The 13,951-nt window shown below is 41.5% G+C and carries 7 protein-coding genes; 6 read left to right on the top strand and 1 reads right to left on the bottom strand.

Features of this window, described 5'->3' with window-relative positions; all coding sequences use genetic code 11:
• Window positions 1-182: 182 nt before the first annotated feature.
• Window positions 183-2,039, bottom strand: coding sequence for a tyrosine-type recombinase/integrase (locus HMPREF9010_RS05715; RefSeq protein ID WP_032852877.1), 1,857 nt, complete (start codon window positions 2,037-2,039; stop codon window positions 183-185).
• A gap of 255 nt (window positions 2,040-2,294) precedes the next feature.
• Here HMPREF9010_RS05715 and alaS point away from each other — a divergent pair, with 255 nt between their 5' ends.
• From alaS to HMPREF9010_RS05745, 6 genes are all read left to right on the top strand, one after another.
• Complete coding sequence (gene alaS, locus HMPREF9010_RS05720) at window positions 2,295-4,913, top strand: alanine--tRNA ligase (protein ID WP_008650588.1); 2,619 nt, start codon at window positions 2,295-2,297, stop codon at window positions 4,911-4,913.
• 338 nt (window positions 4,914-5,251) lie between these two features.
• Window positions 5,252-7,489, top strand: a complete 2,238-nt coding sequence (locus tag HMPREF9010_RS05725) for a GH92 family glycosyl hydrolase (RefSeq protein WP_032852933.1) — start codon at window positions 5,252-5,254, stop codon at window positions 7,487-7,489.
• Window positions 7,490-7,518: 29 nt separating this feature from the next.
• Entirely contained in the window at window positions 7,519-8,079 is a 561-nt protein-coding gene (locus HMPREF9010_RS05730; protein WP_008650586.1) for an RNA polymerase sigma-70 factor, read from the top strand.
• 34 nt (window positions 8,080-8,113) lie between these two features.
• Window positions 8,114-9,121 (top strand): FecR family protein, encoded by a 1,008-nt coding sequence (locus tag HMPREF9010_RS05735; RefSeq protein WP_008650585.1) that lies wholly within the window; start codon window positions 8,114-8,116, stop codon window positions 9,119-9,121.
• Window positions 9,122-9,165: 44 nt separating this feature from the next.
• Window positions 9,166-11,472: a GH92 family glycosyl hydrolase gene (locus HMPREF9010_RS05740; protein WP_008650584.1), complete on the top strand. Its 2,307-nt coding sequence runs from the start codon at window positions 9,166-9,168 to the stop codon at window positions 11,470-11,472.
• Between the two features lie 106 nt (window positions 11,473-11,578).
• Window positions 11,579-13,849 carry a GH92 family glycosyl hydrolase gene (locus HMPREF9010_RS05745; protein WP_008650583.1) on the top strand — a complete coding sequence of 757 codons (2,271 nt, stop codon included), beginning with the start codon at window positions 11,579-11,581 and terminating at the stop codon, window positions 13,847-13,849.
• Window positions 13,850-13,951 lie beyond the last annotated feature (102 nt).

Below are 13,951 nucleotides of genomic sequence, written 5' to 3'. Positions count from 1 at the left end.
TCTGACTTTCAATCACGTTGCAAAGGTATAAAGTCCCGACCGCATCACCAAACAACAAGTCGAAATTGTGGAATATTTGAGTTGAGGATGCGATAAAGCAAAAATTCTCCCCATAACCGTAGCTGTTCGGGGAGAATATGATGTTCAGGCTTACCAGAAGCCTTGATTTCCTAAAAAGCTCGTCAGCCCTTGTTTCTTTTATCCAATAAGGCTGTAGTGATTTCTTTTATATTGGTGAATCTTTCATTATCCAACAAGCCTATTTCCAAAGCCTTATTGATAAACTGCATAATTGCATCCTTACTGATACCAATCTTAACACACTTGATAATCATTTCTCTAAAACTGTCATGCAAGTCTGACTGCTTCCCAACAGATAACTGTTTCACATATTGTTTTGCCACATCAGAATCAGGAGTGGAAGATTGGGAGAATTTTTCTATCTCGCTTACAAGGGACGTGATTTCATTGTCATAGCTACACAGTTTCCCATTTTTCAAATGACCTACCTGTGATTGTAGTTCAACAGCCCTATTGATTTTAGATGCAAAAAATTGAGTGTCTAACAGAGTATCGAAGGTGATATTATTAGTTACGCTTGCAGTTGAAATTGGTTTCTTAACCGTTTCTTCTTCATTCATAGTAGTATCTACCATGTTGTTTGCCTCTTCAATCTTGAATAATGTACTACCTTTGATTTTCTTTAAAGAATTAATGAGCCTTGTCCCTTTGTCATTTACAGTTTCGTGCAAATAAACATCGTCTATCATTGTGGTATCTGTATGCGCAGTTGCTATTATAACATCTTCTTTTGATACACCCAAACGACACATCAAAGTGATAAAAGTATGTCTTGCAATATGAGTATGAATCATTTCAAATAGTTTCTTTTTCTTTTCAACTACATCTTCGCCAATCTGTTCAACATAAATAACATCGCTATCTAATCCAACTTTTTTACAGACCTGTTTTATAGTTCTATTTAGTTTAGCCTCATTTCTCCTAACTATCTTCTCATCTTCTATAAGTAAATCTATATGTTTGAAACCTGTTTGCTTATACCTCTCTAATATTTCTTTCACTACAGGAAAGAGATACAATGTAGCTTCTTCTCTAGTCTTCTGAACAGTAAATGAAATCACTTCATTTTCATCGTCCAACAGAGTTATAGCATATTCTCCTTTAAATATTTTAGGTAAATCTGAAATACGCTGTCCCAACAAACATTGACAAATAAATAAATCTCTGGCTTCTACTTCCCTAGGTTTTAAGTTTGTATAGTTATATATAGCGAGTAATTGCTTTTCTGTCAATGGAACTTGTTTACTTTTCTTCTGTTCTTTAGAACGTTCATCTCTGATAGCAACAAAAGAATTTATATTTATGTTAGCTTTTATCTCTTTGTCTCTATTAGCATGATTGATTAATGTTCTGATTCCTTTTATCTTGTTTAGATGCGTTGCTATACGACGAGGATTCAAATCTAATAAATATTGTTGATAATCAGTTAAAGTATCTCCATTAATAGCGGATAAGCGATTAGGAATACTTTTAACTTTCAAGAAAGCTTCAAAAGCACTAATATAACCTAGATATATTTTCTTACTACTATCTTCCTTCACATACTTATCCACCATTTTTCTAAATACCAGAGTTGCTGATAAATGCATTTCTTTCTCCATATAATTACGACATTTCAATTTAGGATTAATAGCTTGTCTCATTTCCTCAAAAAGAAAATCTATCCTTTCCAAGTTCTCACAAAGATAATTCTTCTTCTCTTCAAAGATAGCAAGAAGCGACCTTATTTTTTTATTGACTATCTCATTATTGCGATTATCCAGCCTTGTTTGCCCGTTGCTGATAGTGGCTATCTGCTTCCGCTTATTCCATTGCGTTGGATAAACCTTGGCGCCAATATTGACCTTGTATTGCCTCCCTCTAAAGGTAAACAGAGCGTAAATAATGGTTGGCATATTCTTCTTTGTCTGCCGCAAATTGAAATTTAAACTGAAATCTAAAAATACCTGTTCACTCATCTTTGTTATTACCAAGTGTTATTAAAATCGGTTATTACATTTGGTTATTAATGAGATATTTTAGAAGGTATGTCCGTATTGTAACCCCTTGCACAATATATTGAAACAAACTTTTGCTATGTCGTAAAAACAAGCTATCTTTGCACAGTTTTTACGAATTTATGAGTTGTGATTTATGATTTATTGGGGATTCCTCCCCTCTCTCATATCCCACAGCCCATAATTCATAATTCATAAATCATAATTCTTCATTATATGTTGACTGCAAAAGAGATCAGAGATTCATTCAAGAATTTCTTTGAGTCGAAAGGACACCACATCGTTCCCTCGGCTCCGATGGTGATTAAAGATGACCCTACCCTGATGTTTACGAACGCGGGTATGAACCAGTTTAAAGATATTATTTTGGGTAACCATCCGGCGAAATACCAAAGAGTCGCGGACTCGCAAAAATGTTTGCGTGTAAGCGGAAAGCATAATGACCTGGAAGAAGTAGGACACGATACGTACCACCACACCATGTTTGAAATGCTTGGTAACTGGTCGTTCGGCGATTACTTCAAGAAAGAAGCGATCAGCTGGGCGTGGGAATATCTGGTAGAAGTCTTGAAACTGAATCCGGAACATCTCTATGCAACCGTATTTGAAGGAAGTCCCGAAGAAGGATTGAGCCGTGACGACGAAGCTGCTTCTTATTGGGAACAGTTCTTGCCAAAGGATCACATCATCAACGGTAACAAACACGACAACTTCTGGGAAATGGGTGATACAGGACCTTGCGGACCTTGTTCCGAAATCCATATCGACCTCCGTCCTGCTGAAGAACGCGCCAAGATCTCCGGTCGCGACCTCGTGAACCACGATCATCCGCAGGTAATTGAAATCTGGAATCTCGTATTCATGCAATACAACCGCAAAGCAGATGGCAGCCTTGAGCCGCTTCCTGCAAAGGTTATTGACACCGGTATGGGATTCGAACGCCTTTGTATGGCTTTACAAGGAAAAACATCCAACTACGATACAGACGTATTCCAGCCAATGCTGAAAGCTATTGCAGCTATGTCGGGTACAGAATACGGAAAAGATAAGCAGCAGGACATCGCCATGCGTGTAATTGCCGACCATATCCGTACTATTGCATTCTCTATCACAGACGGTCAGTTGCCTTCTAACGCGAAAGCTGGTTATGTGATCCGCCGTATCCTTCGCCGTGCTGTTCGTTACGGATATACTTTCCTCGGACAGAAACAGGCATTTATGTATAAGTTGCTTCCTGTATTGATTGATAACATGGGAGAAGCTTATCCTGAGCTGGTTGCACAAAAGACACTGATTGAAAAAGTAATCAAGGAAGAAGAAGAATCATTCCTCCGCACTTTGGAAACTGGTATCCGTCTATTGGATAAGACAATGGAAGATACCAAAGCCAATGGAAAAACTGAAATCAGCGGTAAAGACGCCTTTACTTTATATGATACATTCGGTTTCCCGCTCGACTTGACAGAGCTGATTCTCCGTGAAAACGGAATGACTGTCAACATTGAAGAGTTCAATGAAGAAATGCAGCAACAGAAACAGCGTGCACGTAATGCCGCCGCCATCGAAACAGGTGACTGGATTGTACTGAAAGAAGGGACTACTGAATTCGTTGGTTACGATTACACTGAATACGAGGCTTCTATCCTTCGTTACCGTCAGATCAAACAAAAGAACCAGACATTGTATCAGATTGTACTCGACTATACTCCATTCTATGCAGAAAGTGGTGGTCAGGTCGGTGATACCGGTGTATTGGTAAGCGAGTTCGAAACGATTGAAGTGGTCGATACAAAGAAAGAGAATAATCTTCCGATACATATTACCAAAAAGTTACCCGATCATCCGGAAGCTCCGATGATGGCTTGTGTAGATACCGACAAACGTGCTGCCTGCGCAGCTAATCACTCGGCGACCCACTTGCTGGATGCTGCTTTACGTGAAGTATTGGGTGAACACATCGAACAGAAAGGTTCATTGGTTACACCGGATTCATTACGTTTCGACTTCTCTCACTTCCAGAAAGTGACCGATGAAGAAATCCGTAAAGTTGAACATATCGTCAATGCAAGAATCCGCGCTAATATCCCATTGAAAGAATATCGCAATATTCCTATCGAGGAAGCTAAGGAGTTGGGGGCTATCGCTCTTTTTGGTGAAAAGTATGGCGACAGAGTTCGTGTGATCCAGTTCGGCACTTCTATCGAGTTCTGCGGTGGTACACACGTAGCTGCAACCGGAAATATCGGTATGGTAAAAATCATCTCCGAAAGTTCTGTTGCTGCCGGCGTTCGCCGTATTGAAGCTTATACTGGAGCACGCGTGGAAGAAATGCTGGATACAATACAAGATACACTTAGCGACTTGAAGGCTCTCTTCAACAATGCTCCTGATTTGGGTATTGCAATCCGCAAATATCTGGATGAAAATGCAGGATTGAAGAAGCAGGTGGAAGACTTCATGAAAGAAAAAGAAGCAGCACTGAAGGAAAGACTGTTGAAGAATATACAAGAAATTCACGGCATCAAAGTGGTTAAGTTCTGTGCTCCGCTACCGGCAGAAGTAGTGAAGAATATCGCTTTCCAACTTCGTGGTGAGATTACAGAAAACTTGTTCTTCGTTGCCGGAAATATAGATAACGGAAAACCGATGCTGACAGTCATGCTTAGCGACAATCTGGTTGCGAGTGGTCTGAAAGCTGGCAATTTAGTGAAAGAAGCTGCCAAACTAATTCAAGGCGGTGGCGGTGGTCAGCCTCACTTTGCAACCGCAGGAGGTAAAAACACTGACGGACTACCGGCAGCTGTTGAAAAAGTACTGGAGCTAGCAGGAATCTAAAAGTAAATGAAAAGGAGTCTAATAAAAAGATAATAGGCTCGTTTTACATAAAGATTTAAAATTAGGCGCAGATTACGCGAATTACACGGATTTTTTATTCTTAAAACCGTGTAATCTACGAAATCCGCGCCTAAATATTACACTAATCGAGGCACCGATAAGCACTGTCCGGCACCGAGGAATATCGACCGGATGTAGAAGTCTATTTGTCTCTCTTAAAAAATATTAAGCCTATAATTTAGGCTTGTCACAGTTTTTTTCTACCTTTGTGACCAGATTAATTATTTTTCTTATCCTTCAAATAAATAAAATAAGTAATCACTAATACCTAAAGAATGATGAGAACACCTGCTTATCTATGCCTGCTGTTAACCTGCATGCTCATTTCTTGTACCCCTACGCAAGAAAAACACGAAATAGATTACACATCTTATGTAAATCCATTTATCGGAACAGACTTCACTGGAAACACTTATCCTGGTGCCCAAGCTCCTTTCGGCATGGTGCAACTTAGCCCGGACAACGGACTCCCCGGATGGGACCGTATCTCCGGTTATTTCTATCCGGACAGTACGATTGCCGGTTTCAGCCACACACATCTTTCCGGCACTGGAGCGGGAGATTTGTATGACATCTCTTTCATGCCTGTCACTCTTCCCTACAAAGAAGCGGAAGCACCACTTGGCATCCATTCTAAATTCTCCCACAAGGATGAAAGTGCTCATGCCGGTTATTATCAAGTACGCCTGACTGATTATAACATCAACGTCGAACTGACTGCCACCGAGCGTTGTGGTATCCAACGTTATACGTTTCCGGAAGCCCAATCTACTATCTTCTTAAATCTGAAGAAAGCCATGAACTGGGATTTTACCAACGATTCTCATATCGAAGTCGTAGACTCCGTCACCATTCAAGGTTACCGTTTCTCCAACGGCTGGGCACGCGATCAACACATCTATTTCCGCACCCGATTCTCCAGGCCTTTTGAGAAAATGGAACTGGACACAACTGCCATCATCAAAGACAATAAACGTATCGGCACAGCTGTTATCGCCCGCTTCGATTTCAATACCCAAAAGGATGAACAGATATTGGTAAACACTGCCATTTCCGGTGTCAGTATGGAAGGAGCAGCCAAAAACCTACAAGCTGAAGTCCCCGAAAATGACTTCGACAAATACTTGGCGGAAACAAAAGCAAACTGGAATCGCCAGCTCGGAAAGATTGAAATAAAAGGTGATAATGAGAACGATAAAGTGAACTTCTACACCGCTCTCTATCACTCAATGATTGCTCCAACTATTTACAGTGATGTAGACGGAGCTTACTACGGCCCCGATAAGAAAGTACACCAGGCCAACGGCTGGGTTAATTATAGCACTTTCTCCCTATGGGATACATACCGTGCCGCCCACCCGCTCTTTACTTATACCGAACCCGAGCGTGTAAACGACATGGTGAAATCCTTCATCGCCTTCTACGAACAGAATGGCCGCCTACCGGTGTGGAACTTCTACGGAAGTGAAACAGACATGATGATCGGTTATCATGCTGTTCCTGTTATTGTAGACGCCTATCTGAAAGGAATCGGCGACTTCGACGCAAAGAAAGCCTTGGATGCTTGCATAGCAACGGCTAATCTGGATAATTACCGCGGCATCGGACTCTACAGAGAATTAGGATACATACCTTACAACGTAACAGACCACTACAACGCAGAAAACTGGTCGTTATCCAAAACACTGGAATACGCTTTCGATGACTATTGCATTGCCGAAATGGCGAAGAAGATGGGCAAACAAGACATTGCGGACGAATTTTACAAACGTTCTCAAAACTACAAGAATGTTTATAACCCCGCTACTTCTTTCATGCAGCCACGTGACGACAAAGGCATCTTTATCAAGGACTTCAAGGCCGATGACTATACACCACACATTTGCGAAAGCAACGGATGGCAATACTTTTGGTCTGTTCAGCATGACATTAACGGACTGATCGACCTTGTAGGAGGTAAAAACCGATTTGCCGAAAAACTGGACAGTATGTTCACCTATCATCCGGCAGCAGATGACGAACTTCCGATCTTCAGCACGGGCATGATAGGACAATATGCGCATGGCAATGAGCCAAGCCATCACGTTATTTATCTGTTCAATGCTATAGGACACGAAAATCGCACACAAGAATATGTGGCCAAAGTGATGAACGAGCTCTACAAGAACGAACCAGCCGGTCTTTGTGGCAACGAAGATTGCGGACAGATGTCAGCATGGTATGTATTCAGTGCGATGGGATTCTACCCCGTCAATCCCGTCAGTGGAAAATATGAGATAGGTACTCCCCTATTCCCGGAAATGCAATTACATCTGGCAAATGGAAAGACTTTCACCGTATTGGCCCCCAAAGTAAACAAAGAAAATATCTATATCCAATCCATCAAAATAGATGGAAAACCGTATGACAAAACATATCTTACTCACGAGCAAATCATGAGTGGAGCGACTGTCGAATTCGAAATGAGTAACACCCCTAAAGCAATTGGAGTCATATTCGAAGATAAAAACCCATAAACGAAACATGAACTTAGTCCATCGAGAGAATGAATGAAAACTTTGATGTAACCTATAAAGCACTATTTCGACGGTACTATCCCAGCCTGATTTTCTATGCAACCCGTTTGGTGGGAGAAGAAGAAGAAGCAGAGGATGTAGTGCAGGACGTATTTGTAGAATTATGGAAGCGGAAAGACCATATAGAGATAGGCGACCAAATCCAGGCCTTTCTCTATCGTGCCGTTTACACCCGTGCCCTTAATGTCTTGAAACACCGCAGTGTGGAAGACGGTTATTGTGTTGCCATGGAAGAAATCAACCAAAGACGCGCAGAATTCTATCAACCGGACAACAACGAAGTGATTCGGAGGATCGAAGACAAGGAACTCCGCAAGGAAATTCATGATGCAATTAATGAGCTCCCTGACAAATGCAAAGAGGTTTTCAAACTTAGCTATCTGCATGATATGAAAAACAAGGAAATAGCCGATATTCTCGGAATTTCACTCCGCACGGTGGAAGCCCATATGTATAAGGCTTTAAAATACTTGCGTGGCCGACTCGATCCTCTTTGGGCGATTCTTTTCTTATTTTTATGGCGATTATAATAAGTGTTTTTGCGTTTTGAATTGTATTACTAATATGAAGGAAAAGAAAATGAGTAATCTGAGTGAAGAAATAATAAACAGATATCTGACAGGACAGTGTTCTGAAGAAGAGCTTATCGAGGTCAATGCCTGGATGAAGGAATCGGAAGAAAACGCCCGCCAGCTCTTTCGTATGGAAGAAATTTATCATTTGGGTAAATTCGACCAGTACACTGATGAACAACGGATACTTCGTGCGGAAAAACAACTCTATAAAAAGCTGGACGAAGAGAAAGGTAAACAGAGCAAAATACTAAGCATGCATCGCTGGATGAAATATGCCGCAGTGATTGCTGCAATGTTGGTCATGGGTGGTGGAATCGGATATTGGTTCTATCAAAGCGGAAACAATCAACAAATGATGGTCGCAGTAGCCAGCGAAGGCATTGTTAAGGAGGTAGTCTTGCCGGATGGTAGCAAGGTTTGGCTGAACAATGCAGCAACCTTGAAATATCCACGTGAGTTCTCCGAAAAGGAACGCAATGTCTACCTGGAAGGAGAAGCTTATTTTGAGGTCACCAAAAACCGCCATAAGCCATTCACCGTTCAAAGTGATGCAATACGCGTACGCGTACTGGGAACTACGTTCAATTTAAAATCCGATAAGCGTTGCCGGATAGCGGAGGCGACACTTATTGAAGGTGAGATTGAAGTAAAAGGCAATAAGGAAGAGGGGCAGATTATCCTCACTCCGGGACAACGTGCGGAACTGAACAAAAATAATGGACGATTGACCGTGAAACAAGTGGATGCCAAATTGGATGCTGTTTGGCACGATAATCTGATTCCATTCCAAAAAGCTGATATCTTCACCATCACCAAAGCGCTGGAGCGTTTCTATGATGTGAAAATCATTCTATCTCCTGACATTCAGACGGGTAAAACTTACTCCGGTGTACTGAAAAGGAAATCGAATATCGAGTCAGTGTTAAAATCATTGCAAAACTCTATACCTATTGATTATAAAATTGTCGGAAACAATATCTTCATTTCTCCCAAATAAGAAGTAAAAGATGAACCGGCTAAAACTTAAAAGCTATTAATACCATGAAATTAAAAACATTCCTAATAGTAGGATGTTTAGGAGGTTTATTCACACTTAGCTCCTGCACAGCCCCCACTAATGTAAAAGACTATAGTGCTTACGTCAACCCTTTCATCGGTACCGGTGGACATGGTCATACCTTCCCCGGAGCGGTAGTTCCCCACGGAATGATTCAGCCCAGCCCGGACACCCGGATCGATGGTTGGGATGCCTGTTCCGGTTATTATTATGCCGACTCTACCATCAATGGCTTCTCACACACACACGTCAGCGGTACAGGTTGTTGCGACTATGGAGATGTCTTGCTCATGCCAACTGTGGGTAAGCAACAATATCGTACAACCGATCCCCAAAGCCAACGACTGGCATACGCTTCCTCTTTCTCACATAAGAATGAAATCGCAGAACCAGGATATTATTCTGTCTTTCTTGATACTTATCAGGTGAAAGCTGAAATTTCATCCACCAAACGAGGAGCAATCCATCGCTATACTTTTCCCGAAAACACCGAATCCGGATTTATCATCGACCTGGATTACAGCCTGCAACGACAGACTAACTCCGAGATGGAAATAGAAGTAATAAGCGATACGGAAATCTGTGGACACAAGAAAACAACTTATTGGGCTTTCGACCAATATATCAACTTCTACGCTAAATTTTCCAAACCATTCTCTTATACGCTCGTTACGGACTCTATCACCATGGATAATGGTAAACGACTTCCTGTCTGCAAAGCATTATTGCATTTCAACACCAATAAAGACGAGCAGGTTCTTGTTAAAGTAGGTGTGTCCGCTGTCGATATTGCCGGTGCACGGAAGAACGTTGAATCAGAAATTCCCGGATGGGATTTCGAAAAAGTACGTAAAGACGCACGTACGGCATGGAATGAATATCTTTCCAAAATTGATATTACAACTTTCGATAAAGAAGATAAAGCCATCTTCTACACGGCCCTCTATCATACGGGAATCAGTCCAAATCTGTTCACTGATGCAGACGGACGTTATTTAGGAATGGATCTTGAAGTGCATCAAGGAGACACCCTTAATCCGATATACACTGTATTTTCTTTATGGGATACTTTCCGTGCGCTACATCCGCTAATGACTATCATTGATCCCGATCTGAATAATCACTTTATCAATTCGCTAATTAAGAAACATCAGGAAGGTGGGATATACCCCATGTGGGACTTGGCTTCCAATTACACCGGCACTATGATTGGTTATCATGCTGTTCCGGTCATCGTGGATGCCTACATGAAAGGGTATCGCAATTTTGATGCCAAAGAGGCTTATAAAGCCTGCCTGCGTGCCGCCGAATATGACACTACCGGCATCAAATGTCCGGATTTGGTATTGCCTCATCTCATGCCTAAAGCAAAATATTATAAGAATGCCATCGGATATATCCCTTGTGACCGCGAAAACGAATCAGTGGCCAAAGCGTTAGAATATGTGTATGATGACTGGTGTATCTCTATCTTTGCAGAAGCGATGAGTGATTTTGAATCCAAAGCAAAGTATGAACGCTTCGCCAAGGCGTACGAATTTTATTTCGACAAATCAATCCGCTTCATGCGTGGACTGGACTCAAAAGGTGAATGGCGTACTCCATTCAATCCACGCGCATCTACTCACCGCAGCGATGATTATTGTGAAGGAACAGCTTGGCAATGGACTTGGTTTGTGCCGCATGATGTAGAAGGGTTAGTCAATCTGATGGGTGAAGAAGATGCTTTTGTCCAAAAACTCGATTCCTTATTCTCGGCCGATTCATCACTTGAAGGTGAGACAACCTCATCAGATATCAGCGGACTGATCGGGCAATATGCACATGGAAACGAACCAAGTCACCATGTGATCCATCTATATAACTACGTTAACCACCCTTGGAGAACTCAAGAGTTGGTAGATAGTGTTTACCGGAGCCAGTATGCCAACAGTATAGATGGTCTTTCGGGCAATGAGGACTGTGGTCAAATGTCTGCCTGGTATATACTCAACTCTATGGGATTCTATCAGGTATGTCCCGGCAAGCCGGTATATTCCATCGGACGTCCTGCCTTCGACAAAGCAGTTATCAATCTGCCTGAAGGAAAGACTTTCAGTATTGTAGTAAAGAATAATGGGAAAAAGAATAAATACATTGAAAGTGTATCGCTGAACGGTAAGGCTCTAAACATTCCATTCTTTAACCATCAGGATATTGCGAATGGAGGAACGATGGAAATCAAGATGACCGATCATCCTACGAAATGGGGAGTCCTCTCTCCGGCTCTCTCCTCCAAAAAAGAGGAATGAGTTGGTACTACTGGCTGTTCAAATTGAATAAAAAAACAAAACCTTGAAAAAGAAATTGGCTCAATTGATTTCTGATTCGATTGAGCCATAAATAATAAATAAGACCATGAAAAAGTATCTCCTATTAGTATGTGCATTAAGTTGTATCGTCTTTGCAAAAGCTAAAGACTGGACGCAGTATGTCAATCCGCTTATGGGTTCTCAATCTAGTTTCGAGTTATCAACAGGTAATACTTATCCGGCCATTGCCCGTCCATGGGGGATGAATTTCTGGACTCCACAGACAGGAAAGATGGGAGACGGCTGGCAATACACTTATACGGCTAATAAGATTCGTGGATTTAAACAAACACATCAACCCAGTCCGTGGATTAATGATTACGGACAATTCTCTATTATGCCCGTAGTAGGCAAACCGGAATTCAATGAAGAGAAGCGTGCCAGTTGGTTTGCCCACAAAGGAGAAACCGCCACTCCTTATTATTATAAAGTATATCTTGCAGAGCATGATGTAGTGACAGAAATGGCTCCAACCGAGCGTGCCGTTCTTTTCCGTTTCACTTTTCCGGAAAACGATCATTCGTATGTTGTAGTGGATGCCTTTGATAAGGGATCGTATATTAAGGTTATTCCGGAAGAAAACAAGATTATCGGTTACACGACTCGCAACAGCGGTGGAGTTCCCGAAAACTTTAAAAATTACTTTATTATTGAATTCGACAAGCCTTTCACTTATAAAGCTACGGTAGCCAATGACAATCTGCAGGAAAATGTTACCGAACAGACAACGGATCATGCCGGAGCCATTATTGGTTTCCAAACACATAAAGGCGAACAAGTACATGCAAGGATTGCTTCTTCTTTCATCAGTTTTGAACAGGCAGCTTTGAATATGAAAGAGTTGGGCAAAGATAATATCGAACAGCTAGCCAAAAAAGGAAAAGAAGCGTGGAACCAAGTGTTAGGCAAGATAGAAGTAGAAGGAGGCAATCTCGATCAATATCGCACATTCTATTCTTGTTTATATCGTTCATTGCTCTTCCCACGCAAATTCTACGAACTGGATGCTGCCGGCCAACCGGTTCATTACAGTCCTTATAATGGGCAAGTATTACCGGGGTATATGTATACCGACACAGGCTTTTGGGATACTTTCCGTTGCCTATTCCCGTTATTGAACCTAATGTACCCGTCAGTCAACAAGGAAATGCAGGAAGGTCTGATCAATACATATAAAGAGAGCGGTTTCTTCCCGGAATGGGCAAGTCCGGGGCACAGAGGCTGTATGGTTGGTAACAACTCTGCTTCTGTCTTAGTGGATGCTTACATGAAAGGAGTGAAAGTGGACGATATAAAAACATTGTATGAAGGGCTGATTCACGGAACGGAGAATGTACATCCACAAGTATCATCAACAGGACGTCTGGGATATGAATATTACAATAAACTGGGTTACGTGCCTTATGATGTAAAAATCAATGAGAACGCCGCACGCACGTTGGAATATGCATACAATGACTGGTGTATCTACCAACTGGCAAAGGAACTTAAACGTCCGAAAAAAGAGATTAATCTTTTCGCAAAACGTGCCATGAACTACAAGAATCTTTTCGATAAGGAATTTAAGTTAATGCGTGGACGCAACGAAGATGGTACATTCCAATCTCCTTTCTCTCCGCTGAAATGGGGGGACGCCTTTACGGAAGGAAATAGCTGGCACTATACTTGGTCTGTATTCCACGATCCTCAAGGATTGATTGACTTGATGGGTGGAAAAGAGATGTTTATCACCATGATGGATTCTGTTTTTGCCGTACCTCCTATTTTTGATGATAGCTACTACGGCCAAGTGATTCATGAAATCCGTGAAATGACTGTGATGAATATGGGTAACTATGCACATGGCAATCAACCGATTCAGCACATGATTTATTTATATGACTATGCAGGACAACCTTGGAAAGCCCAATACTGGTTGCGTCAAGTAATGGATCGTATGTACTCTCCTACTCCGGACGGCTATTGTGGCGACGAGGACAACGGACAAACTTCTGCCTGGTATGTATTCTCGGCATTAGGTTTCTATCCTGTTTGTCCGGGAACGGATGAATATATTATAGGTGCTCCGTTATTCAAGAAAGCTACACTCCATTTTGAAAATGGCAATAGTTTGGTTATTGATGCTCCGAATAATAGTAAGAAAAAATTTTATGTCAATTCGATGAATGTCAATGGTGCTGATTACACTAAAAATTATCTCCGACACGAAAATTTGCTCAAGGGAGGTACGATCAATGTTGAAATGAGTAATCAACCTAATCAGAATAGAGGAACTAAAGAAGAAGATATGCCCTATTCTTTCTCTAAGCAACAATAATCCTTGCGGGATAATTTAGCCCTAATCTTGGTTTGAGTCTTTCTGTATTGCACCGAAATGAGCCAAATGAACATTTATTGAAACGCAGATTAACGCAGATTT

It is taken from the genome of Bacteroides sp. 3_1_23 (assembly GCF_000162555.1).
GTDB lineage: Bacteria > Bacteroidota > Bacteroidia > Bacteroidales > Bacteroidaceae > Bacteroides > Bacteroides ovatus.
This window is presented reverse-complemented; position numbering and strand designations above follow the sequence as displayed.